Here is a 23,950-nt window from a genome sequence, read left to right as displayed (position 1 = left end):
TCCACCCAGCAAGCTGGGCATCATCGTTCGACTTGCATGTGTTAAGCACGCCGCCAGCGTTCGTCCTGAGCCAGGATCAAACTCTCCGTAAAAAATTACAGATCCGACACCCGAAAGCATCGAACCGAGTTGATTCTGACCGTTGACTGTCTACTGACAATCTTCAATCCAAAAGGAATTGTCTCCGACCCAACCTGCCGAAGCAGACCAGGCACGGGGTCAATAAATTGGCATTGACAATGTGCACGCTGTTGAGTTCTCAAGGACCAGACGCACTCCCCACTCGACCTCGAAAGAGGTTCCGCCAGAGAGGCTTTCGTTCTTGGTAGTCACCGGCCAGGCACGAAACCTGCGTCGGACCCAGAGGCCCTGTGGCTCATCCCGAGGGAGAGAACCGGTGGAGTAGTCATCCTAGGCGTCGAAGCGATCCAGCGCAAGGCCAGGTCTGAACTTCAGTGGAGGATGGTCCCGCTTGAGGCCGGCAGGCTCTGGGCTCTCGCTCCAGCCGCTCCGCCGCACCTTTGGGGTGACGAGTAAGAACTATACGCAGCTCTGAGCGGGTGCGCCAAGACGCGCCACATCCCGGGCGTGTCGCGTTCTGCAACAACCGGTGCCGAACGCAGCGATGCCCGGCTCCCACCAGGGGAACCGGGCATCGACGGGCCGGGACGATCAGGACAGCGTCACGCCGGCGAGGGTCTTCTTGCCACGACGGAGCACGACCACCCCGCCGGGCAGGGCGAGGCCGGACAGCTGCGCGGTCGCGTCGTCGGCTCGGGCGTTGTTCACGTAGACGCCGCCCTGGTCGATCGCGCGGCGGGCCTCGCCGAGGGACTTCACCAGCTCGGTGTCGACGAGCGCCCGGGCGACGTCGGCGTCACCCGGCAACACCACGGACCCCGGGAGCTCCGCGATCGCCGACCGGAGCGTGCCGGCGTCGAGCGCACCGAGGTCGCCGTTGCCGAACAGGGCCGCCGCCGCATCGATCGCCGCCTGCGTTGCCTCGACCCCGTGCACGACGGCCGTCACCTCGAACGCGAGGGTCCGTTGCGCCTCTCGTCGGAAGGGTTCGTCGGCCACGGCGTGCTCGAGCCGCTCGATCTCGGCGCGGGACAGGAACGTGAACTGCCGCAGCCGGGCGACCACGTCGGCGTCCGCCGTGTTGAGCCAGAACTGGTAGAAGGCGTACGGCGACGTCATCTCCGGGTCGAGCCAGATCGCGTTGCCCTCGCTCTTGCCGAACTTCGTGCCGTCGGAGTTCGTGATCAGCGGCGTGCCGAGCGCGTGCACGGTCGCACCCTCGGTCCGTCGGATGAGCTCCGTCCCCGAGGTGAGGTTGCCCCACTGGTCCGACCCACCCGTCTGCAGCGTGCACCCGTACTGCAGGAAGAGTTCGCGGTAGTCCAGCCCTTGCAGGATCTGGTAGCTGAACTCGGTGTAGCTGATGCCCGCGTCGGAGTTCAGACGCGCGGCCACGGCGTCCTTCTTGAGCATGGAGTTCACGCGGAAGTACTTGCCGATGTCCCGCAAGAAGTCGATCGCCGACAGCGGTGCCGTCCAGTCGAGGTTGTTCACCAACCGCACGCCGTTCTCGCCGTCCGGGCTGAGGAACCGTGAGACCTGCCCCTGCAGACGCGTCACCCACTCCCCCACGGTCTCGCGCGTGTTGAGCGTGCGCTCGGCGGTCGGCCGGGGGTCGCCGATCAGGCCGGTGGATCCGCCGACCAGTGCCAGCGGCTTGTGGCCGGCCAGCTGGATCCGACGCATCGTGAGCAGCTGCAGGAGGTTGCCGCAGTGCAGGGAGGCTGCGGTCGGGTCGAAGCCGCAGTAGTACGTGATCGGCTCACCGTCGAGGGCCTCCTCGAGTGCCGTCTCGTCGGTGGAGACGTGCACCAGATCACGCCAGCGCAGTTCGTCCCAGACCGAGGCGAAGGTCGGGTCGTTCTGCTGGCGCGTCAGGACATCGTGAGCGGATTCACTGGACACCCAGCCATCGTAGCGGCGCAGACGGGCCAGGAGGCGCGGGTCGGCCGTGCCGGTGGGGATCAGTCGAGCGCACCCCTGTGCCGCCGGTACGGCGACACCGTCGGGTCGCCGGTGAGCCAGAAGCGCCAGGGGAACCGCGCGCCGCCGGCGACGCCGGCGACACCGGTGCGCGGTCCGCGCGAGATCCGTGGGACGGTGCCCGTCCCGGTCGGGCCGGGCACCGTCTCGGACAGGAGCTCCTCGACGACGCGAGCCGGGCCGTCGGAGGCGAGCCGCGCCTCCAGGCCGGGAGCCAACGTGAGCCGGTACGGGCCGGACCCGTCGAGGAGCGCGCTGCCGTCGTCCTCGCCGAGGACCGCACCGAGCGCGCCGCCGAGGTTGCCGGGCCCACGCGCCAGGGCGACGTCCGCGACGGCCGCACCACGTCGGGCCCGCGCCGTCTCGACCCCGTCGACGACCTGCGCCCCGCGGAGCAGCGTGCCGGAGGACGTGCCGTCCGGACCGCCGACCACGTTCACGCAGGTGTGGATTCCGTACGAACGGTAGGCGTAGAGGGTCCCGGGCGGTCCGAACAGGTGGCGGTTCCGCGGAGTCGGACCGCGGTGGCCGTGCGACCCGGGGTCGGTGGGGCCGGCGTAGGCCTCGACCTCGGTGATGCGCAGGGTCACACCCCTGCCCGCGATCGTCGCACCGAGCAGCGCGGGTGCGGAGACCGGTGCCGGCTCGGAGAGCAGCGCGAGCGTGGGGTGGGTCATCGGGTGAAGGGCGCGCCCTCCGCCAGGTCGTGGACGCGTCGGGTGAGCGACGCGAGCTGCTCGGCGACCCGGTCCGGCGCCGTGCCGCCGATCCCCGCGCGCGATGCGACCGAGCCCTCGATCGTGAGGACGCCGCGGACCTCGGGGGTGAGGTGCTCGGAGACCGTCCGGTACTCGTCGTCGGTGGGGTCGTCGAGTTCGACGCCCCGCTCCTCGCAGTACCGGACCAGGGCGCCGGAGACCTCGTGCGCGTCGCGGAACGGCACCCCCTGCCGGACCAGCCACTCGGCGACGTCCGTCGCGAGCGAGAAGCCCTGCGGAGCGAGCTCGGCCATCCGGTCGGTGTCGAAGGTCAGGGTCGCGATCATGCCGGTGAAGGCGGGGAGCAGGACCTCGAGGGTGGCGACCGAGTCGAAGACGGGCTCCTTGTCCTCCTGCAAGTCCCGGTTGTAGGCCAGCGGCAGGCCCTTGAGCGTCGCGAGCAGGCCCGTCAGGTTGCCGATGAGCCGACCGGACTTGCCCCGGGCGAGTTCGGCGATGTCCGGGTTCTTCTTCTGCGGCATGATGCTCGACCCGGTCGAGAACGCGTCGTGGAGCCGGACGAACCCGAACTCCTTCGTGTTCCAGAGGATCACCTCCTCCGCCAGGCGGGACACGTCGATGCCGATCTGGGCGAGGACGAACGCGAACTCGGCGACGACGTCGCGTGCCGCCGTCGCGTCGATCGAGTTGTCCGCGGGGCGGGCGAAGCCGAGCTCGTGGGCGATCGCCGACGGGTCGAGTCCCAGCGAGCTGCCGGCGAGGGCACCGGCACCGTAGGGGCTGACGCTCGCGCGGTCCGCCCAGTCCCGGAGTCGCTCGAGGTCGCGGACGAGCGGCCACGCGTGGGCGAGCAGGTGGTGTGCGAGCAGGACCGGCTGTGCGTGCTGCAGGTGCGTCCGGCCCGGCATGATCGCGCCGGGGTGCTCGCTCGCCTGCTGCGAGATCGCGTCCACCAGGTCGATGACGAGGTGGCCGATGCGGCGGCCGTGGTCGAGCATGTGCATCCGGCCGAGCGTGGCGATCTGGTCGTTGCGGCTCCGGCCGGCCCGCAGCTTGCCGCCGAGCTCGGGGCCGAGATCGGCGATGAGCAGGCGCTCGAGGGCGCCGTGCACGTCCTCGTCGCTGTCGGCCGGCTGCAGGGAGCCGTCGGCGTGCGCGGCCTCGAGGCGGTCGAGTCCGGCGAGCATCCGCTCGAGTTCGTCCGCCGACAGGTACCCGGCGGTGGCGAGGGCCCGGGCGTGAGCCCGCGAACCGGTGATGTCGTAGGGGGCGAGCTGCCAGTCGAAGTGGGTCGATCGGGAGAGGGCGGCGAGCTCGGCGCTCGGGCCGTTGGCGAAGCGGCCACCCCAGAGGGCGCCGGTGTTGGTGGCGTCGGTCTTGGCGGCGGGCTGGTTCGCGTCGGTCATGGTTCTCTCGTCATCCGGTCGAGCGGTGCTGGGGTGGTGGTGCGGGGTCGGGGTTCTGGGTCCGGGTCCGGGTCCGGGGGTCGCGGTCTGGGGTTCGGGGTCCGGGGTTCGGGGTCCGGGGTCCGGGGTCGGGGTTCGGGGTCCGGGGTCCGGGGTCGGGGTTCGGGGTGCCGGGTCCGGGGGTCGCGGTCTGGGGTCCGGGTCAGTTCGCGAGGTCCCGTCGGGCGGAGATCTTGCTCGGCAGCGACCAGATGTCGATGAAGCCCTTCGACCGCGACTGGTCGAAGGCGTCGCCCGTCTCGGAGGTCGCGAGCTCGAAGTCGTAGAGGCTCTGGCTCGACCGACGACCCGTGACGACCGCGCGGCCCGCGTGCAGCCGGAGCCGGACGTCGCCCGAGACGTGCTGCTGGGTGTGGGCGATGAAGGCGTCGAGGCTCCGCTTGAGCCCGCTGAACCACAGTCCGTCGTAGACCAGGTCGGCCCAGTCCGACTCGACGCGTCGCTTGTACCGGTTCACGTCGCGCTCGAGGGTCAGGTTCTCGAGCTCCTCGTGCGCCGTGATCAACGCCACGGCAGCCGGGGCCTCGTAGACCTCGCGCGACTTGATGCCGACGAGGCGGTCCTCGACCACGTCGATGCGGCCGACACCGTGCTTGCCGGCGAGCGCGTTGAGCTCCTGCACGACGCGCAGGACGCTGAAGCGCTGGCCGTCGATGGCGACCGGCACGCCCCGCTCGAAGGTGATCGTCACCTCGTCCGGGTCACGCGGGACGGTCGGGTCCTGCGTGTACGCGTAGAGCTCCTCGACCGGCGCGGTCCACGGGTCGTCGAGGAACCCGGTCTCGACCGCACGACCCCACACGTTCTGGTCGACGGACCACGGCGACCGCTCCGACTGCCCGATCGGCAGACCCCGCTGCCGGGCGTGGGCGAAGGCCTCGTCTCGGGACAGCGCGAGGTCCCGGACGGGCGCGATGCTCGTCAGGTCGGGGGCGATCGCCGCGACCGCGGCCTCGAACCGGACCTGGTCGTTGCCCTTGCCCGTGCACCCGTGGGCGACGCTGTCGGCGCCGAGCTGCTTCGCCGTGAGCGCCAGGTGCTTCGCGATGAGCGGCCGACTCAACGCGGAGACGAGCGGGTAGCGCTTCTGGTACGACGCGTTCGCCTGCAGCGCGGGCACGAGGTAGTCGTCCGCGAACTCGTCCTTGGCGTCGACGACGATCGACTCGACGGCGCCGCAGTCGAGTGCGCGCTGCCGGATCGCCGCCAGGTCCTCGCCGCCCTGGCCCACGTCCACCGCGAGCGCGACGACGTCCTTGCCGGTGGCCTCACGCAGCCAGCCGATACCGACGGACGTGTCGAGTCCGCCGGAGTACGCGAGGACGACGCGGTCTGCCACGGTGGTCTCCCTCGGTCAGGCGGTCGCCGGGGCGCCGGTCGCGTTCGCTGCCAGGAGCCAGGCGAGCAGTGCCTTCTGGGCGTGGAGCCGGTTCTCCGCCTCGTCCCAGATGATGCTGCGCGGACCGTCGATGACCTCGGCCGTGACCTCGAAGCCCCGGTCGGCCGGCAGGCAGTGCATGAAGACGGCGTCGTCGGCGGCGTGCGCCATCATCGCGTCGTCCACGCGGTACCCGTTGAACGTGTCCAGGCGCGCCTGCTTCTCGTCTTCCTTGCCCATCGACACCCAGGTGTCCGTGACGACGACGTCCGCACCGGCGACGGCCGCGACCGGGTCCGTCACGACGAGGACCGACCCGCCGGTCTCGGCAGCGCGGCGCTCGGCGTCGGAGACGACATCGGCGGCGGGCGAGAACGCGGACGGCGCCGCGACCCGCACGTGCATGCCGGCGGTGGCGCCGGCGAGCAGGTAGGACTGCGCCATGTTGCTCGCGCCGTCGCCGACGAACGCCACGGTCTGCCCGGCGAGGGTGCCGCGGTGCTCGCGGATGGTCAGCAGGTCGGCGAGCAGCTGACACGGGTGGAAGTCGTCGGACAGGGCGTTGACGACGGGCACGCTCGTGTCCGCCGCCATCTCCTCGAGTCCGGCCTGACCGTAGGTGCGCCACACGATCGCCGAGACCATGCGCTCGAGGACCCGCGCGGTGTCCGTCGGGGTCTCCTTGCCGCCCAGCTGGCTGTTGGCGGTGGAGATGATGAGCGGGCTGCCGCCGAGGTCGGAGATCCCGACGTGGAACGACACCCGCGTCCGCGTCGACGACTTGTCGAAGATCACGGCGACGCTCTGCGGCCCGGCGAGGGGCTTCGCGCCCCAGCGGTCGGCCTTCATCTGCTCGGCGAGGTCGAGGATCGCGGACTGCTCCGCCTGGCTGAGGTCGTCGTCCCGGAGGAAGTGACGGGTCATGCTGAGGTCTCCTGGGTGGTGGTGCCCTGCTCGGCGGCGACTGCGGCGAGGCTCTCGCCGAGGATCGACACGAACTCGTCGATCTCGGCGTCGGACACGATGAGCGGCGGCGCGATGCGCAGGCTCGACTCGTTCGGGGCGTTGATGATCAGACCGCGCTCGAGCGCGGCGGCGTTGACGGCGGCGGCGATCGGCCCGGTGAGTCCGACCCCGATGAGCAGGCCGGATCCGCGGACCTCCTCGACGAGGGGTGACCCGATGCCCTGGATGCCCGCGCGGATGCGCTCCCCCTTCGTCACCGCACCGGACACGAGGTCCGCGCGCTCGATCTCGGCGAGGACGGCGTTCGCCACCCGGGTGCCGAGGGGGTTGCCGCCGAACGTGGAGCCGTGCTGGCCGGCCGAGAACAGGTCGGACGCCCAGCCGAAGGTGACGAGCGCCCCGATCGGGAACCCGCCGGCGATGCCCTTGGCGACCGTGACGGCGTCCGGCTGGAAGCCGTGCCCCTGGTACGTGAACCAGTTGCCGGTGCGGCCGACACCCGTCTGGATCTCGTCGAGGATCAGCAGCGCGCCGTGCTCCTCGGTCAGGCGACGGGCGGCGAGGAGGAATCCCTCGGGCAGGTCGACCACGCCGGCCTCGCCCTTGATCGGCTCGAGGATCAGCGCGGCCACGGTGTCGTCGAGGGCCGCCTCGAGGGCGTCGACGGACGTGTCGATGTGCTCGACACCCGGGACCATCGGCAGGAAGTCTTCTTGCAGGGCGGGCTTGCCGGTGAGCGCGAGCGCACCCATCGTGCGGCCGTGGAAGCCCTGCTTCAGGGCGAGGATGCGGGTCTTCCGGCCGTCGGCGCCCTTGTTGAGGCGCGCGAGCTTGAAGGCGGCCTCGTTCGCCTCGGCGCCGGAGTTGCCGAAGTACACCCGGCCGGCGTCCCCGGCACCCGTGATGCGCTTGAGTCGCTCGGCGAGTTCGAGCTGCGGCGGCGTCGCGAAGTAGTTCGAGACGTGCACGAGCTTCGCGGCCTGGTCGCTGATCGCCTCGACCAGCGCGGGGTGCGCGTGGCCGAGCGAGTTGACGGCGATGCCGGCGAGGAAGTCGAGGTACTCGTTGCCGTCGACGTCCCAGACGCGGCAGCCCTGGCCACGTTCGAGCATGATCTTCGGCGGGGTCAGGGATCGCATGAGCGACGCCCCGAACCGGTCGTTCCAGGTCTCGGTCTGCGTCTCGGTGCTCACTGCTGCTGTCCCTTCTCGGTCGTGCTGGCCACGTGTTGGCCGGTGCCGCTGTCGGTCGACGGTGCTGCGACGCGTCGGCCGATCTCGGCGTGGGTCATCTGGTTCTCGGTGCGTCGGCTGGGGTCCGGGATCACCTCGGTGCCGGCACCGCGCAGGGTGAAGACCTCGAGCAGGATCGAGTGCGGGATGCGCCCGTCGATGATCGTCGCCCCGCCGACCCCGCCGACCACGGCGTCGAGGCACGCGGTCATCTTGGGGATCATGCCCGACTCGAGCGACGGCAGGAGTGCGCGCAGCTCCTCGACCGCGATGAGGTCGACGATCGAGTCGCGGTCCGGCCAGTTGCGGTAGAGGCCCGGGACGTCGGTGAGCATCATGAGCTTCGACGCCTTGAGGGCGATCGCGAGCGCTCCGGCCGCGGCGTCGGCGTTCACGTTGAGCGCCTGGTCGGGGTGGGCGTCGTCGATCGCGATGCTCGACACCACCGGGATGCGACCGGCCTCGATCGCGGCGAGCACCCCGGACGGGTCCACGTGCGTGATGTCGCCGACGTGTCCGAGGTCGAAGTGCTCGCCGTCGACGACGACGCCCTTCTTCTCGCCGGTGAACAGCGAGCCGCCGTCACCGAACACGCCCACCGCGAGGCCCTCGCCGTGCTCGTTCACCAGGTCGACGATCTCGCGGTTGACCTCGCCCGCGAGCACGTCGCGGACGACCGTGATCGCCTCGGTCGTGGTGACGCGGTACCCGCCGCGGAACTCGGACTCGATGCCCTGTTCCTTGAGGGCGGCGGAGATCTGCGGGCCGCCGCCGTGCACGACGACCGGGTGCAGGCCGGCGTAGCGGAGGTAGACCATGTCCTCGGCGAACGCGCGCTTGAGGTCCCCGTTGATCATCGCGTTGCCGCCGAACTTGACGACGACGATCTTGCCCGAGAACCGCTTCAGCCACGGCAGGGACTCGATGAGCGTCGCGGCCTTGACGGTCGCGAGCTCGTGCTCTTCTTCCTTCGAGAGGAATCCGGTGTCGTCGGCCATCAGCTGGAGTACGCGCTGTTCTCGTGCACGTAGTCGTGCGTGAGGTCGTTCGTCAGGATCGTCGCCGCGTGCGGGCCGACCCCGAGGTCGATCAGCACGTGCGTGTCGCGTGGGGTCAGGTCGACGCGGTCGCTCGGCTCGTCGGGTGCGCCGGCGTGGCAGACGCGCACGCCGTTCATCGAGACGTCGACGGCGTAGGGGTCGAACTCGGCGTCGGTGGTGCCGATCGCCGCGAGCACCCGGCCCCAGTTCGGGTCGTTGCCGAACACCGCGGCCTTGAACAGGTTGTTGCGGGCGACGCTCCGCCCCACCGTGACGGCGTCGTCCTCGGTCGCGGCGTGCACGACCTCGATCGCGATGTCGTGGCTCGCGCCTTCCGCGTCCTGCTGCAGCTGCCGTGCGAGGTCCGCGCAGACGGCGGTCAGGGCCTCCTGGAAGTCACCGACCTCGGGGGTGACGCCGCTCGCTGCCGAGGACATCAGCACGACGGTGTCGTTCGTCGACATGCAGCCGTCGGAGTCGACGCGATCGAACGTGACCCGCGTGGCCGCGCGGAGCGCCTGGTCGAGGTCGTCGGAGCCGAGGACCGCGTCGGTCGTGATGACGACGAGCATGGTCGCGAGGCCCGGCGCGAGCATGCCGGCGCCCTTGGCCATCCCGCCGACGGTCCAGCCGTCCTCGGAGACGACCGACTGCTTCGGCTTCGTGTCCGTGGTCATGATCGCGGTCGCTGCGTCCGGGCCGCCGTCGGACGACAGGGCCGCACTCGCGAGGTCGACGCCCCGGAGGACGTTGTCGCGGAAGGTCTGGTCGCCGACCCCGATCAGCCCGGTCGAGCAGACGACGACGTCACCCGCGCCGATGCCCAGTGCCGCGCCGACCGCCTCGGCCGTGAGGTGGGTGGTCTGGAAGCCGAAGGGGCCGGTGAAGCAGTTCGCACCGCCGGAGTTGAGGACCACCGCGCGCGCCACACCGTCACCGACGACCTGGCGCGACCAGATGACGGAGTGTGCCTGTGCCCGGTTGCTCGTGAACACCGCGGCGACCGCGGCCGCCGGTCCGTCGTTGACGACGAGGGCGACGTCCGGCGTGCCGCTCGCCTTGAGCCCCGCCGTCACGCCCGCCGCGCGGAACCCCGCTGCCGCGGTGACGCCCTGGAGGCCCGGGTCGCCCTGGGTGGACTGGGTTGCGTCTGCGCTCACGGTGCGACTCCGTCCGTGCTGAGGCCGAGGGTCTCCGGGAAGCCCAGGGCGATGTTCGTGGACTGGACCGCCGCTCCGGCGGTGCCCTTCGCGAGGTTGTCGAGGGCACTGACCGCGACGACGCGGCCTGCGGCCTCGTCGACCGCGATGCCGACCAGGCAGGTGTTGGCACCGATCGTGTCCGACACCCGGGGGAACTCGCCCTCGGGCAGGAGGTGCACGAAGGGCTCGTCGGCGTAGGCCTGCTCCCACGCGAGGCGGACGTCGCGTGCGCTCACGCCGGGGGCGAGCTTCGCGGTCGTCGTCGCGAGGATGCCACGGGCCATCGGGACGAGCACCGGCGTGAACGAGATCGTGACGTCGGCGGCCCCGGCGACCACGAGGTTCTGCTGGATCTCGGGGACGTGCCGGTGCGTCCCGCCGACCGCGTAGGCACTGGCGGAGCCCATGATCTCGGACGCCAGGTACGTCGTCGCGAGCTTCTTGCCGGCACCGCTCGGACCGACGCTGAGGACGGCGACGAGGTCGTCGGACTCGACCAGGCCGGCCTGGATGCCCGGCTGGATGCCGAGCGTCACCGCGGTCACGTTGCACCCGGGGACGGCGATCCGCTTGGTCCCGACGAGGGCCGCGCGCTGCCGTCCCTGCGTCTCGATGTCGTCGACGTCCCGCCACTCGTCGGCCGACCCGGGCGTCGGTGCCGCGTGCAGCAGCTCCGGCAGGCCGTAGGTCCACGCGCCGTGGTACTCGCCGCCGTAGAACGCTTCCCACGCCGCCGGGTCCGTCAGCCGGTGGTCCGCCCCGCAGTCCACGACCAGGGCGTCCCCACCCAGTTCCTCGGTGATCGCGCCGGACTGCCCGTGCGGCAGCGCGAGGAACACCACGTCGTGTCCGCGCAGGTTCTCCGCCGTCGTCTCGACGAGGGTCAGGTGCGACAGCGAGCGGAGGTGCGGCTGCGTCGCGATGAGCGGCTGTCCGGCGTTCGAGAACGCCGTCACCGTCCTGACGTCGAACTCGGGATGGGCGGAGAGCACGCGCAGGAGCTCACCGCCCGCGTAGCCGGAGGCTCCCGCCACGGCGACGGATACGGACATGGGATTCCACCTTTGGTCGGACTGGTCGTCGAGAGAGTCGGAGGCGGCGGCCCCGGGCGGTGCTGGTCCCGATGGGATCAGTCGCGCAGGGTCGCCCCGAATCGCTCGCCGGCACGTCGGACTGCGCCGTCACGGGCCTCGGTGGCCTCGGCAGCGGTCAGCGTGCGGTCCGTGGCGCGGAAGCGCAGCGCGAACGTCAGGGACTTCTGTCCCTCGTCCACGCCGGAGCCCCGGTAGTCGTCCACGAGCCGAGCATACTCCAACAGGTCTCCGGCACCACCGCGGACGGCGTCCAGCACGTCACCCGCCGGGACGTCGGCACCCACCACGAGGGAGAGGTCCTGCGTCGCCGCCGGGTAGGAGACGATCGGGGCGACCGACACGAGCTCGGGTGCCGCAGCGACGAGGGCGTCGAGGTCGAGCTCGACGACCGCGACCACCCGCGGCAGCACCGCGGCCTCGGTCAGCTCGGGCAGGAGCTCGCCAGCGACGCCGACGACGCGCCCGCCGACGAGGAGCGCCGCCGCGCGACCAGGGTGCAGGGACGGGTGCGTCGTCTGCGCGACCGTGAGGTCCACGCCGACGGCCCAGGCGACCGAGCGGGCGACGTCGAGCGCGTCCGCGATGCCGTACGGCTCGGGCTGCACGCCGGGCTGCTTCACGACCCGGTTGCCGGTGAGCAGCGCGGACACGTGGAACGGCTGCGCGGGCAACGACGCGTCGAGCGCGGCCAGGGTGTCGCTGTCGGGCAGGGCCGCACCGGCAGGCACCGTGTCGGTCCCGAGCGTCTCGCCCGCGACCGGCAGGAACACCCGCGAGGTCTCGTACAGCGCGACGTCGACGAGCCCCCTGGACACGTTGCGGCGGGCGGCGTCGACGAGCGCCGGGACGCCGCTGCGCCGGAGGAGGCTCTGCTCGCTGTCGAGGGCGTTGGCCAGGACGACGCTCGGGCCGCCCTCGCCGTCGATGCCCGGGTACGCGTCCTGCGTGGCCTGGGACACGAAGGGTGCGGTGACGACCTCGACCAGCCCGTCGGCGGCCAGTGCGGCGGCGACGCGACGCCGTGCCTGCTGGTGCCCGGAGAGCCCGCGGCCGGGCGGTGCGACGGGGAGGACGCTCGGGATCCGGTCGTAGCCGACGATGCGCGCGACCTCTTCGACGAGGGTGGTGTCGTCGGTGAGGTCGGGGCGCCAGGTCGGCGGGGTGACGGCGAGGGTGTCGCCGTCGACGTCGACCGACGCACCGATCGCGCGGAGGGTGTCGACGACCTCGGCGTCGGTGTAGTCGACGCCGACCAGCTCGGACGGACGGGCGATGCGCATCGTGACCGTCGGGCGGGGCTCGGTGTCGACGAGCGTCGAGCCGAGGGCGTCGGCGGTGCCGCCGGCGAGCTCGACGAGCAGGTCGACGGCACGGTTCGCGGCGGCCTCGGCGACGAGCGGGTCGACGCCGCGCTCGAAGCGTCGGGACGCCTCGCTCGGGAGCTTGTGCCGACGCGCCGTCCGGGCGATGGACACCTGGTCGAAGCCCGCCGCCTCGATCAGGACGTCGGTGGTCCGGTCGGAGATCTCGGTCCGGGCGCCACCCATCACGCCGGCGAGGCCGACGGGACCGGCGTCGTCGGTGATGACGAGGTCTTCGGGGTCGAGCGTCCGGTCGACGTGGTCGAGGGTCGTCAGGGTCTCGCCGGCGATCGCACGACGGACGCCGAGCCCACCCTGCAGCGTGGCGAGGTCGTACCCGTGCAGCGGCTGGCCGAGCTCGAACATGACGTAGTTCGTGACGTCGACGGGCAGCGAGATCGACCGGACACCGGCGAGGGCGAGACGCGAGACCATCCACGCCGGGGTCGTCGCGGTCGGGTCGATCCCGCGGACGACGCGGGTGACGAACGTGTGCGCGCCCACCCGGCCCCGGATCGGCGCGGTGTCGTCGATCGTGACGGGGAAGCCCTCGCCCGAGCGGGGCGTGACGCGCTCGACCGGGTCGTGGAAGGTCGCACCGGTCGCGTGGGCGTACTCGCGGGCGACGCCGCGCATGCTCAGCACGTACCCGCGGTCCGGCGTGACGTTGATCTCGACCGCGGCGTCGTCGAGCCCGAGGAGCGCGATGGCGTCGGCGCCGACCTCTGGTTCCATGCCGAGGTCCGCGAAGCGGAGGATGCCGTCGTGCTCGTCACCGAGGCCGAGCTCGCGGGCCGACGCGATCATGCCGTCGGACACGTGCCCGTACGTCTTGCGCGCGGCGATCGGGAACGGCCCGGGCAGGACCGCACCCGGGAGCGTCACGACGACGAGGTCGCCGACGTCGAAGTTGTGCGCGCCGCAGACGATGCCGCGGGGCTCGGGCTCGCCGACGTCCACCTGGCACCAGTTGATCGTCTTGCCGTTCTTCTGCGGCTCGGGCTCACGCTCGAGCACCCGGCCGACGACGATCGGACCCGTGAGGTCGTACGTGTGGACGTCCTCTTCCTCGAAGCCCACCGACACGAGCGCCGCGTGGACGTGCTCGAGGGAGACGTCGTCGGGGAGGTCGACGGACTCGCCGAGCCAACGGAGTGGGACGCGCATCAGACCACCGTTCCGAACTGCTGCGAGAAGCGGATGTCGCCCTCGAGGAAGTCACGCATGTCGTTCAGGCCGTTGCGGAACTGCAGCGTCCGCTCGATGCCCATGCCGAACGCGAAGCCCTGGTACTCGGCCGGGTCGATGCCGGCGGCTCGCAGGACGTTCGGGTTGACCATGCCGCAGCCGCCCCACTCGACCCACCGTGCGCCGCCCTTGGCGTTCGGCTGCCAGACGTCCATCTCGGCGCTGGGCTCCGTGAAGGGGAAGTAGTTCGGACGGAGGCGGATCTGCGCCTCGGCCCCGAACATCTGGCGCGCGAAGTGCTCGAGCGTGCCGCGCAGGTGCGCCATGGTCAGGCCCTTGTCGATCGCGATGCCCTCGACCTGGGTGAAGACCGGCAGGTGCGTGGCGTCGAGCTCGTCGGCGCGGTAGACCCGCCCCGGTGCGATGACGTAGAGCGGGAGGTCGCGCGAGAGCAGCGACCGCACCTGCACCGGCGAGGTGTGGGTGCGCATGACGAGGTGCCGCTCGACCGGCTCGACGAAGATCGTGTCGGCCATGGCACGGGCAGGGTGGTCCGGGTCGAAGTTCAGCGCGTCGAAGTTGAACCACTCGTGCTCGAGCTCGGGGCCCTCCGCCACTTCCCACCCCATGCCGACGAAGATGTCGGCCACGGTCTCGTTGAGGAGCGACAGCGGGTGCCGGGACCCGGGCGCCCGGCGGGTCGGGAGCGCCGTGACGTCGACGCGCTCGGCGTCGAGCCGTGCGCGTTCCTCGGCCTCGGCGAGCACGGACTCCTGCTCGGCGACCGCCTGGTTCACCCGGCCACGGGCCTGTCCGACGAGCTTGCCCGCGGCGGCCTTCTGTTCCGGCGGCACGCTGCGCATCGACGCGTTCATCCGCGCCAGCGCGGACTGTTCGCCGGTGTGCTCGGCCCTGGCCTGCTTCAGCTCGGCGACGGTCGTCGTGGCACGGACCGCAGCGAGGGCCCGGTCCACGGCGTCGGCGACGGCCGATTCGCTGATCTCGAGAGGTTCTGACACGAGGCCCAAGCCTACCGGCCCCTGGGATACCGCGGCCCGTCCCGCCGGACGGGTGGATCGACCCGGCGCGTCAGTCCCCTGTGGAGGACCGGGCCGTGCGCTGGGCGAACGCCGACTCGTACAGGCAGACGGACGCCGCGGTCGCGAGGTTCATCGACTCTGCCCGGCCGTAGATCGGCACCTTGACCGCACGGTCGACGAGGGCGAGGTCCTCGCTCGTCAGGCCGCGGGCCTCGTTGCCGAACACCCAGGCGGTCGGGCCGTCGAGCATGCCGTCGGCGCGGACCTCCGGCAGGTCGTCGCCCGAGACGTCGGCGGCGAGGATCGTGTAACCGAGGCCCCGGGCACGGGTCACCGCGTCGGCGAGGGTCACGCCGACCGACACCGGGACGTGGAAGAGCGATCCCGTGGTCGACCGGACCACCTTCGGGTTGTACGGGTCGACGCTGCGCCCGGTGAGGACCACCGCGTCGGCGCCGGCGGCGTCGGCCGCACGGATGATCGTGCCGGCGTTGCCCGGATCACGCACCTCCTCGAGGATCGCGACGATCCCCGGCAGGCCGCCCCGCGCCTCCTGGCCCGCGTCGTCGTCGGTCTCGACGACCGCACCCGGGTCGGGGAAGACGTCCTTCACCGACGTCGGGAACTGCTGGCACACCGCGACGACGCCCTGCGGCGTCACGGTGTCGGCCATCGCGTCGAGCACCTGCTCCGTGACGAACCAGGTGTCGACGGGCGCGTCGTCGAGGCCGTAGCGCGCGGCGGCCGTCGGGGTCACGTAGAGCTCGCGGAGGAGCTCCGGGCGGTACTCGATGGCCTCGCGCACCGCCTGCGGCCCCTCGAGCAGGAACAGGCCCGTCTCGGCGCGCACGTCCTTCTTCGACAGCGCTGCGACGGCGCGGACACGGCCGGCCTTGGGGTTCTCGAGGAGATCGCTCACGGGACAAGTCTAGGAACGACGAAACCCCCGCCGGACCGGCGGGGGTTTCGGGAGCAGAAGAACTGACTACGCAGCCTTCGGGGCCGAGGTGTCGGCCGGGAGCGCCTTCTTGGCGGTCTCGACGAGCGCCGCGAAGGTCTCGGGGTTGTTCACCGCGAGGTCCGCGAGGATGCGACGGTCGACCTCGACGCCGGCCAGGCCGAGGCCCTGGATGAGGCGGTTGTAGGTCAGGCCGTTCGCACGCGACGCGGCGTTGATGCGCTGGATCCAGAGGCGACGGAACTCGCCCTTCTTCGCGTGACGGTCGCGGTACGCGTAGACGAGGGAGTGGGTGACCTGCTCCTTGGCCTTGCGGTACAGACGCGAACGCTGACCGCGGTAGCCCTCGGCGCGCTCGAGGATGACGCGGCGCTTCTTGGCGGCGTTGACCGCTCTCTTTACTCGTGCCATTGATCTATTCCTTTACGTTCTGCGGGGCTCAGTGGCCGAGGAGCTTCTTGACGTTCTTCGCGTCAGCCTTGGCGAGGACCTGGTCCTCGTTGAGGCGGGCCTTGCGCTTGGCGCTCTTGACCTCGAGGTTGTGACGCATACCGGCCTGCTGCTTCATGATCTTGCCGCTACCGGTGACCTTGAAGCGCTTCTTCGACCCGGAGTGGGTCTTCTGCTTGGGCATGGTGGTGCCTTTCCGTGGGATGGATGGGGGGCCGCGTCGTTGCGGGATCGGTCGGTGGGACCTATTCGGCGGGAGCTTCGGCCTGCTCGGACTCGGGAGCCACGTCCGTGGTCTCCTTGCCCTTCGCAGCGTGCTCCGACGCACGACGCTCGGCCTTCTGAGCAGCGCGCTTGGCGTTCTGCTCGCCCTTGACGTCGGACTTGTTCTTGAGCGGGGCGATGATCATCGTCATGTTGCGGCCGTCCTGGGTCGGACGCGACTCGACGACACCGAACTCGGCGATCTCCTCGGCGAACTTCTGGAGGAGACGGACACCCTGCTCCGGACGCGACTGCTCGCGACCACGGAAGAGGATCATCGCCTTCACCTTGTCGCCACCGAGGAGGAAGCCCTCGGCGCGCTTGCGCTTCGTCTCGTAGTCGTGCACGTCGATCTTCAGGCGGAACCGGACTTCCTTGAGGTCCGTGTTCACCTGGTTGCGACGGGCTTCCTTGGCCTTCTGAGCGGCCTCGTACTTGAACTTGCCGTAGTCCATGATCTTGGCCACGGGCGGCTTCGAGTTCGGCGCGACCTCGACCAGATCCAGCTCGGCTTCCTGCGCGAGGCGCAGTGCGACGGCGATGGGGACAACGCCGACCTGCTCGCCCTGGGGGCCGACGAGTCGGACCTCGGGGACGCGGATACGGTCGTTGGTACGGGGATCGGGAATGCGGAGCTCCTTCAATCAGGTGGTGGCCGTCCGGGGCGTTTGCCCTGGGCGACGGCACGAGAGAGGAGATCTGACGCACGGATCTTCGACCCGTTCGGCAGCCGCCCGACGCCGACCCCTGCGGGACGGCCGACCGGCGCGGACGCCGGTGGAGCGGTGTGGACCCGGTAGCCTGTGGTGCGCGGCCGCGGGTGGGAGAGACTCCTCTTTCATGACGCTGAGCACGTGTTCGGCCTCGTTCGCACGAGTCCGGGCACGCAGACAGCATCTGCCGCGGAAGAGTCTAGCAGAGGAGCACCGTGACCGACACCCCATCCCCCGAGCCCGGCGAGGCCGCCCGCGACATCGCCGAGGTGCCGGCCGTCGAACTCATCAACACCGTGGCCGTGCACCTGCTCAGTGCGGCGGCCGTGAAGGTCGGCCTCGCGGACGACCCCGAGGAGCAGACCGACCTCGACGAGGCACGGAAGCTCATCACCGCGCTCGCGGGGCTCGTCACCGCCGCCGCGACGGAGATCGGGGACCAGCACGCTCGTCCGCTGCGTGACGGCCTCCGCTCGGTGCAGCTCGCGTTCCGCGAGGCGTCGAGCATCCAGGACGCGCCGGGCGCTGGCCCCGGCGAGAAGTACACCGGCCCCGTCACCTGACGGGCGTCACCCGATGACCCACGGGAGGCGCGGTGCCCGCCGGCACCGCGCCTCCCGTCCGTCGTCCGGTCCCGTCCCGGGCCGCAGCCCTCGGTCGGTCGGTCAGGCCGCGCTGCGCGCGACCAGGCGCGTGACCGCGGCGAGCGGGATGCCGACCCAGTCGGGACGGTTGCGGGTCTCGTAGACGACCTCGTAGACGGCCTTGTCGAGCTCGAACGCGTCGAGCAGTTCGCGGTGTGCCCGCAGGTCCGATCCCGTCCCCCGCTGGTACCCGTCGAGGAACGCCGACCGTGCGTCGTGTGCCCACGCCCCGGCGTCGACGGGCTCGGCGTCCTGCGCGAGCGCACCGGCGACGTAGTCGAACGAGCGGAGCATGCCGGCGACGTCGCGGAGCGTGACGTCCGGCAACGAGCGTTCGGTGAGCGGGCGGAGCGGTTCGCCCTCGAAGTCGAGGAAGACCCATCCGCGGGGCTCCGGGGCGGCGAGCACCTGTCCGAGGTGCAGGTCGCCGTGGATCCGCTGCAGGTCCGGCCACTCGGCGTCGGCTGCCCGGGCGTACACTGCGCGGACGGCGTCGACGTGCTCGGCGATCGCCGGGGCCTCGCGTGCCGCGGCGTCCAGCCGGCCGTGCATCGTGGCGATCGCGGCCGTGCGGCGGGCCTCGTCGGCCGGTTCGGTCGGCAGGGTCTCGGCGAGGGTGCGGTGCACCTCGGCGAGCGCGGCACCGAGCCGCTCGGCGTCGGCGGCGAAGGGGGTGCCGTCGCGGGCGTCGCCGAGCGCCACGCGCCAGGCGTCCTGTAGGCCGGGCAGGAACTCCTGCGCGAAGGCGAGGTGCCCGGTCGCGGTGCCGTCGGCACGGCCCGCGTCCGGCCAGGACGCCCGGAGTGCGCCGTGGACGCGCGGCACCCGGGCACTGCCGGCCACCGAGAGGGCGAGCTGCGTGGTCACGTCCGGGTTGTCGCCGTGGTGCAGCACGCGGAAGACCTTCACGATGACCTCGGCCCCGGAGTCGGTCTCGCAGATCACCGAGGTGTTCGACTGCTCGCCGCTGAGCACCCGGGAGCTCCGCACCGAGCCGATCGGGACGAGGCTCTCGTCGTCGGCGTCGATGCGGGCCGCGAGGCCGCGGATCCAGTCCGGGTCGGTGGTCGCGTCGCGGACGGCCCCGGTGTCGTCGGTGCCGACCGGCACCTGGTAGAGGACCGGGCCGGTGGGGACGTCGTCGAGGACGAGCCGGGTCCCGGCGGGCTCGGCGAGGGTGCGGAGCCGGGGGGTCCCGCCCTTCGCGGTGTACCAGCGCTGGTGGGCGATCCAGCCCGCGAGGGTGCGGTCGGTGGGCTCGCCGGGGGCGGGGACGGGTGCCTCGTCGCTCATGGGGCGAACCGTACGCGCCGGGGCCTGAGGGTGGTGCGTCCGGCTCGGCACGCGGCGCCGGCCCACGGCCGGTCTGCGAGGATGACCGGGTGCCGCACTACCTCGAGGACCTCGCCGCCGGACAGACCTTCACGACCCCGGGCCGGACCATCACCGAGGCGGACGTCGTGTCGTTCGCCTCGTGGACGAACGACAACAACCAGGTCCACACCGACGTCGAGTTCGCCGCGAAGACCCGGTACGGCCAGCGGGTGGTGCACGGGCTGCTCGGCACCTCGCTCTGCCTCGGGCTGATCGCGCGCACCGGGGTCTTCGAGGGGTCGGCGGTCGCCCTTCTCGGCATCGACCAGTGGCGCTTCACCGCGCCGGTGTTCATCGGGGACACCCTGACGTGCGAGGTGGAGATCCTGTCGACCCGGCTGACGAGTTCGGGGCGGACGGGCATCGTCGAGCGGACCGTCTCGCTCCGGAACCAGCGGGGTGAGCTCGTGCAGCAGGGCCGCATGGACGTCATGGTCCTCACCCGGGACGCCGCGATCGACTGAGCCGCCGGGCGGACCCCGACGGACGCTCCGGCAATCGTCGACGTGCTCTTTACAACGATGTACGGAGCACGCCAGCATGGTGCCATGAGCTCGCTCGACGGCATCGTCGCCGCACCCGCCACCGCCTCCCCCGACGCCCTCCCGCTCGCCACCCGGCAGGGCGGCGAGTACCCCCGGCCCCAGATGCTCCGCACGCACTGGGCCGACCTCGACGGCACCTGGTCGTTCCGGAACGACGGCGACGACCCCCGGTGGCGGGCGGGCTTCCCGGACGCGCGGGACATCGTCGTCCCGTTCCCACCGGAGTCCGTCGCGTCCGGCATCGACGAGCCGGGCTTCCACCCGGTCGTCTGGTACTCCCGCACCATCGACCGCGCCGACCTGCAGGCAGCCGGCCACGGCGACGCGGCTCCGCGGCTCCTCCTGCACTTCGGCGCCGTGGACCACCGCGCGCGGGTCTTCATCGACGGCCGGTTCGTCGGGGCGCACGAGGGCGGCCACACGCCGTTCTCGTTCGACGTCACGGACGCCCTGACGGCGGGCGGCATCGACGGCCAGGCCGACGGTGACGGCCAGGCGGGCATCGACGGCCAGGCGGGCGCCGACGCCGTGCACACGCTCGTCGTCCGCGCCGAGGACGACCCGCACGACCTCACCCAGCCCCGCGGCAAGCAGGACTGGCACGAGGAGCCGCACGCCATCTGGTACCGCCGCACCACCGGCATCTGGCAGACGGTCTGGCTCGAGGCCGTGCCCACGACGTCGATCGAGTACCTCCGCTGGACGACCGTCGACCACCAGACCCTCCGTCTGACCGTCCGCACCGCCGGACCCCGGGTGGGCGGCGAGCGCCTCCGCGTCGACGCCCGCTGGGAGGAGCAGGACGAGCACCTCGCGACCATCGAGTCGACGCTCGGCGACACCGGGACCGAGTTCGACGTGCTCGTCCCCATCGCGCGGCAGGCGAACGGACAGGCCGAGGACGAACTGCACTGGTCCCCGGAGACGCCGCGGCTCGTCGACGCGACCGTTGCACTGCTCGACCCGGACGGCCGGAGCCTCGACGCCGTCTCGACGTACTTCGGCGTCCGCACCGTCGGGGTCGGCGGCGGCGCGTTCCTGCTGAACGGTCGGAGCTACGACGTCCGGAGCGTCCTCAACCAGGGCTACTGGCCGGACTCGCACATCGCGGCGCCGTCGCGTGCTGCCCTCCGCCGCGAGGTCGAGCTCATCAAGGAGCTCGGCTTCAACGCCGCGCGGAACCACCAGAAGATCGAGGACCCCCGGTTCCTCTACTGGGCGGACCGGCTCGGCATCCTGGTGTGGGGCGAGGCACCCGGCGCCTACGCGTTCTCGCCGCGGGCGGTGCAGCGGCTGATGCGGGAGTGGATGGACGCCGTGGAACGCGACGCCTCACACCCCTCGATCGTCACGTGGGTCCCCGCGAACGAGAGCTGGGGCGTCCAGCACATCGCGACCGACCCGGCGCAGCAGGCCTACGCGCGGGCGTTGGCGGACGTCACCCGGGCGATCGACCCGACCCGCCCGGTGATCTCGAACGACGGCTGGGAGCACGTCGACTCCGACATCACCACGATCCACGACTACGAGGGCGACGGGCATCGGCTCGCCGCGACGTACGCCGACGAGGCCGCTCGGACGGAGCTGTTCCACGGCACGGGGCCGGCGGACCGCCTGGTGCTCGTCGGCGGTGCGGTCGACCGCGGGCAGCCGGTCATGCTCACCGAGTTCGGTGGCGTGAACCACCAGCCGGGCGTCCAGCGCGAGGACGGCTGGGGCTACACGACCGCGGCCGACGGTGACGACTGGATCGCCCGGATCACCGCGTTGTACGACGCGATCCGGGCGAGCTCGTTCCTGGCGGGGTCCTGCTACACGCAGCTGACGGACACGATGCAGGAGACGAACGGCCTGCTGCACGCCGACCGCACCCCGAAGATGCCGATCGAGCAGATCCGACGGGCGGTCACCGGGCGCTGACCGGGCGCAGGAGCCGGGAGGCACGTCCTCGGTGAGCAGGAATGGTCGGGTCCGTCGAACGGACCCGACCACTGCTGCTCACGAGACGCGGAGATCGGCGAGAGACCGACGCGGCGTCTCGGCGCGGATCAGGAGGCGCGGATCAGGAGGCGCGGGTCAGGAGGCGAGGAACCGCAGCACGGCCTCGTTCCACTCGTCCCGGTGCGACGCCAGGACGCCGTGCGGCCCACCCGCGATGAGGTGGGTCTGCGCGTCCGGGATCGCCGCGGCGGTTCGCTTGCCCGACACCTCGAACGGCACGATGCCGTCGGAGTCGCCGTGGATCACGAGCGTCGGCACGTCGACCTTGGTGAGGTCGTCGCGGAAGTCCGTCGTGGCGAACGCGACCGTGCAGTCGAGCGTGCCCTTCGGCGACGCCAGCTCGGCGATCGCCAGGTCGTAGGCGCGCTGGTCGGCGGAGACGAGCGGCTCGTTCGCGGGCGAGGGCTCCCCCGCCGTGTAGAACAGGTCGACGAACTCGTGCAGGAACGCGGGGCGGTCCCCGGTGATCCCGTTCGAGAACCAGTCGGCGAGGTCCTGGTCGACCCCGCCGTCCGGGTTGTCGTCGGACTTCCACAGGTACGGCGGCACCGCGCTGGCGAACACGAGCTTCTTCACCCGGCCGGTGCCGTAGGTGGACACGTAGCGGGCGAGCTCGCCGCCGCCCATCGAGAACCCGATGAGCGTGACCTCGGTCAGCCCGAGCTGGTCGAGCAGCGACTCGAGGTCGGCCGCGAACGTGTCGTAGTCGTACCCGCCCCACGGCTGCGACGACTGGCCGAAGCCACGGCGGTCGTAGGCGATGACACGGTGCCCGGCCTCGACGAGAGCAGGGACCTGCCCCTCCCACGAGCGGCCGGACAGCGGCCAGCCGTGGATGAGGACGACCGGGTCGCCCGACCCGAAGTCGTCGTAGTGCAGGTCGATGTCGTGCCCGTTCTCGGCTCCGACGGTGATGAACGGCATGGTGCCTCCTGTGGTTCGGTCTTCCAGGGAACGCGGTCCATGCAACGCCCTGCGCACTGCGCCGACGCTGGTCGTGTACGCCTTGCGGACACCGGGGCGGCGCCCTGGACGTGCGAGGATCGGGCGGTGACCAGCGCGCCGGAGACGACCCGCGCCTCCCGGCCGGCCCCGGAGGCGCGTCACGGCGGCTGGACCACTCCCCTGCTCCTGTGGCTCGCCTCACGCGTGGTCAGCACGGTCCTGCTCGCCACCGTCTACGGCGTGGCGACCGCGAACGGCTGGCCGTTCGCGTCGGTCCGACGCGACCCGTCATTCTTCACGTTCTCGGGGTCGTGGGACGCGTCGTTCTACCGGATCATCGCGGAGCACGGGTACCCGACGACCCTCCCCCTCGACGACGCGGGGCACGTCGTGCCGAACGCCTGGGCGTTCCTGCCGGTGTTCCCGACGATCGTGCGCGCGGTCATGCCGCTCACGGGCGGCTCGTTCTGGGTGGCCGGTGTGCTCGTCGCGACCCTCGCCGGTGCCGGCGCGTGCGTCCTGCTGTACCGGCTCGTGCTGGCCGTGGGCTGCTCGCACCGGGCACGTTGGGCGACCGCGCTCTTCGCCTTCGGGCCGACCGGCTTCCTGCTGCAGGTCGCCTACGCCGAGAGCACGTTCCTGCTGCTGCTCTTCGGGGCGCTCCTGGCGCTCGTCCGGCGGCGGTACTGGCTGATCGCGCCGTTGGGGCTCGTGGCCGCGTTCACGAAGCCCGGGGTGCTCGCGCTGGCCGTCGCGCTCGCGGTGCACCTCGTCGCGCGGTGGGTCGCGGAGCGCCGGACGCTGCCGGTCCGGGACGCCGTCGCGATCGTCGTGTCGGGGCTCGTCGTCGCCGCGGCCGGGCTGGCGTGGCCGGTGATCGCCTCGGCCGTGACCGGGCGGCCGAACGCGTACCTCGACACCGAGCTGTCCTGGTGGGTGGGCTTCGTCGGCCGGCAGCACTTCGCGCCGCTCACCCCGTGGTTCACGATGGCCCGGACGTGGCTCGGGCCGTTCGGGATCGTGCTCGTGGTGGCGGTGCTCGCCGGCGCGGTGTGGTTCTGGACCCGGAGGTCGGTCCGTGCGCTCGGCGTCGACGTGTGGGCGTTCACCGCGGCGTACGGGCTGTACCTCGTGGCGGTGTTCCTGCCGCAGCAGTCCCTGCCCCGTCTGCTCATGCCGACGGCACCGCTGCTCGGGTCGGACGTGTTCGTCGGCACGCGACGCCGGGCGGTCGCGTGGCTCGTCGTGGGCGTGTGCCTGCAACCGGTCGCCGTCGTGCTGCTCTGGTTCCTCGGCTACCCCTGAC

At 71.6% G+C, this 23,950-nt stretch carries 21 protein-coding genes and 1 rRNA gene; 4 read left to right on the top strand and 18 right to left on the bottom strand.

All coding sequences use genetic code 11. The annotated features are described in order from the left end of the window. From ACIQUC_RS12420 to infC, 16 genes are all read right to left on the bottom strand, one after another. Positions 1 to 92: ribosomal RNA gene (locus ACIQUC_RS12420) — 16S ribosomal RNA — on the bottom strand; the annotation flags it as partial. A 580-nt stretch (positions 93 to 672) separates the two neighbouring features. Next, positions 673 to 1,986, bottom strand: a complete 1,314-nt coding sequence (tyrS, locus tag ACIQUC_RS12415) for a tyrosine--tRNA ligase (protein ID WP_402267243.1) — start codon at positions 1,984 to 1,986, stop codon at positions 673 to 675. A gap of 59 nt (positions 1,987 to 2,045) precedes the next feature. Then, positions 2,046 to 2,741: a DNA-3-methyladenine glycosylase gene (locus ACIQUC_RS12410; protein ID WP_402267240.1), complete on the bottom strand. Its 696-nt coding sequence runs from the start codon at positions 2,739 to 2,741 to the stop codon at positions 2,046 to 2,048. After that, positions 2,738 to 4,189 (bottom strand): argininosuccinate lyase, encoded by a 1,452-nt coding sequence (argH, locus tag ACIQUC_RS12405; protein WP_402267237.1) that lies wholly within the window; start codon positions 4,187 to 4,189, stop codon positions 2,738 to 2,740. Before argH ends, ACIQUC_RS12410 begins: the two co-directional genes overlap by 4 nt. A 202-nt stretch (positions 4,190 to 4,391) precedes the next feature. Next, positions 4,392 to 5,588 (bottom strand): argininosuccinate synthase, encoded by a 1,197-nt coding sequence (locus ACIQUC_RS12400; RefSeq protein ID WP_022908508.1) that lies wholly within the window; start codon positions 5,586 to 5,588, stop codon positions 4,392 to 4,394. 15 nt (positions 5,589 to 5,603) lie between these two features. Beyond that, a complete protein-coding gene (argF, locus tag ACIQUC_RS12395; protein WP_402267233.1) occupies positions 5,604 to 6,551 on the bottom strand; it encodes an ornithine carbamoyltransferase in 948 nt (315 codons plus the stop codon). Beyond that, on the bottom strand, positions 6,548 to 7,786 hold the full coding sequence (locus tag ACIQUC_RS12390) for an acetylornithine transaminase (RefSeq protein ID WP_402267231.1): 1,239 nt from the start codon (positions 7,784 to 7,786) through the stop codon (positions 6,548 to 6,550). The genes argF and ACIQUC_RS12390 overlap by 4 nt, the downstream gene beginning before the upstream one ends. Continuing rightward, on the bottom strand, positions 7,783 to 8,823 hold the full coding sequence (argB, locus tag ACIQUC_RS12385; protein ID WP_022908511.1) for an acetylglutamate kinase: 1,041 nt from the start codon (positions 8,821 to 8,823) through the stop codon (positions 7,783 to 7,785). Before argB ends, ACIQUC_RS12390 begins: the two co-directional genes overlap by 4 nt. Next, on the bottom strand, positions 8,823 to 10,025 hold the full coding sequence (gene argJ, locus ACIQUC_RS12380) for a bifunctional glutamate N-acetyltransferase/amino-acid acetyltransferase ArgJ (RefSeq protein ID WP_402267228.1): 1,203 nt from the start codon (positions 10,023 to 10,025) through the stop codon (positions 8,823 to 8,825). Before argJ ends, argB begins: the two co-directional genes overlap by 1 nt. Further along, on the bottom strand, positions 10,022 to 11,119 hold the full coding sequence (locus ACIQUC_RS12375; protein ID WP_402267225.1) for an N-acetyl-gamma-glutamyl-phosphate reductase: 1,098 nt from the start codon (positions 11,117 to 11,119) through the stop codon (positions 10,022 to 10,024). Before ACIQUC_RS12375 ends, argJ begins: the two co-directional genes overlap by 4 nt. 77 nt (positions 11,120 to 11,196) lie before the next feature. After that, on the bottom strand, positions 11,197 to 13,689 hold the full coding sequence (gene pheT / locus ACIQUC_RS12370; RefSeq protein WP_402267223.1) for a phenylalanine--tRNA ligase subunit beta: 2,493 nt from the start codon (positions 13,687 to 13,689) through the stop codon (positions 11,197 to 11,199). Continuing rightward, complete coding sequence (gene pheS, locus ACIQUC_RS12365) at positions 13,689 to 14,729, bottom strand: phenylalanine--tRNA ligase subunit alpha (protein WP_402267220.1); 1,041 nt, start codon at positions 14,727 to 14,729, stop codon at positions 13,689 to 13,691. Before pheS ends, pheT begins: the two co-directional genes overlap by 1 nt. 70 nt (positions 14,730 to 14,799) lie before the next feature. After that, complete coding sequence (locus ACIQUC_RS12360) at positions 14,800 to 15,669, bottom strand: RNA methyltransferase (protein ID WP_022908515.1); 870 nt, start codon at positions 15,667 to 15,669, stop codon at positions 14,800 to 14,802. Positions 15,670 to 15,735: 66 nt separating this feature from the next. Then, positions 15,736 to 16,119, bottom strand: a complete 384-nt coding sequence (rplT, locus tag ACIQUC_RS12355) for a 50S ribosomal protein L20 (RefSeq protein ID WP_022908516.1) — start codon at positions 16,117 to 16,119, stop codon at positions 15,736 to 15,738. 28 nt (positions 16,120 to 16,147) lie between these two features. Continuing rightward, positions 16,148 to 16,342, bottom strand: coding sequence for a 50S ribosomal protein L35 (gene rpmI / locus ACIQUC_RS12350; RefSeq protein WP_022903519.1), 195 nt, complete (start codon positions 16,340 to 16,342; stop codon positions 16,148 to 16,150). 61 nt (positions 16,343 to 16,403) lie between these two features. Continuing rightward, positions 16,404 to 17,066, bottom strand: a complete 663-nt coding sequence (gene infC, locus ACIQUC_RS12345) for a translation initiation factor IF-3 (RefSeq protein ID WP_083858072.1) — start codon at positions 17,064 to 17,066, stop codon at positions 16,404 to 16,406. Positions 17,067 to 17,350: 284 nt separating this feature from the next. Here infC and ACIQUC_RS12340 point away from each other — a divergent pair, with 284 nt between their 5' ends. After that, positions 17,351 to 17,698 (top strand): DUF1844 domain-containing protein, encoded by a 348-nt coding sequence (locus ACIQUC_RS12340; RefSeq protein ID WP_402267215.1) that lies wholly within the window; start codon positions 17,351 to 17,353, stop codon positions 17,696 to 17,698. A gap of 102 nt (positions 17,699 to 17,800) precedes the next feature. Here ACIQUC_RS12340 and ACIQUC_RS12335 read toward each other — a convergent pair whose 3' ends face one another. Next, the gene (locus ACIQUC_RS12335; RefSeq protein ID WP_402267212.1) at positions 17,801 to 19,072 is read right to left on the bottom strand and encodes a phosphotransferase; all 1,272 of its coding nucleotides are present in this window, start codon (positions 19,070 to 19,072) and stop codon (positions 17,801 to 17,803) included. Between the two features lie 89 nt (positions 19,073 to 19,161). Here ACIQUC_RS12335 and ACIQUC_RS12330 point away from each other — a divergent pair, with 89 nt between their 5' ends. Together ACIQUC_RS12330 and ACIQUC_RS12325 are read left to right on the top strand one after the other, a co-directional pair. Further along, positions 19,162 to 19,617 (top strand): MaoC/PaaZ C-terminal domain-containing protein, encoded by a 456-nt coding sequence (locus ACIQUC_RS12330; protein ID WP_402267209.1) that lies wholly within the window; start codon positions 19,162 to 19,164, stop codon positions 19,615 to 19,617. A gap of 84 nt (positions 19,618 to 19,701) precedes the next feature. Continuing rightward, complete coding sequence (locus ACIQUC_RS12325) at positions 19,702 to 21,618, top strand: glycoside hydrolase family 2 protein (protein ID WP_402267206.1); 1,917 nt, start codon at positions 19,702 to 19,704, stop codon at positions 21,616 to 21,618. 156 nt (positions 21,619 to 21,774) lie between these two features. Here the strand turns inward: ACIQUC_RS12325 and ACIQUC_RS12320 are convergent, their stop codons facing one another. Further along, on the bottom strand, positions 21,775 to 22,623 hold the full coding sequence (locus ACIQUC_RS12320; RefSeq protein WP_402267203.1) for an alpha/beta fold hydrolase: 849 nt from the start codon (positions 22,621 to 22,623) through the stop codon (positions 21,775 to 21,777). A 126-nt stretch (positions 22,624 to 22,749) separates the two neighbouring features. On the opposite strand from ACIQUC_RS12320, the gene ACIQUC_RS12315 reads away from it, so the two are divergent. Beyond that, on the top strand, positions 22,750 to 23,949 hold the full coding sequence (locus ACIQUC_RS12315) for a hypothetical protein (protein ID WP_402267200.1): 1,200 nt from the start codon (positions 22,750 to 22,752) through the stop codon (positions 23,947 to 23,949). Position 23,950 lies beyond the last annotated feature (1 nt).

Source organism: Curtobacterium sp. NPDC098951 (genome assembly GCF_044759965.1).
In the GTDB taxonomy this organism is placed as follows: domain Bacteria; phylum Actinomycetota; class Actinomycetes; order Actinomycetales; family Microbacteriaceae; genus Curtobacterium.
Note: the sequence above shows the minus strand (reverse complement) of the source record. Positions and strands in the feature narration are given on the sequence as shown.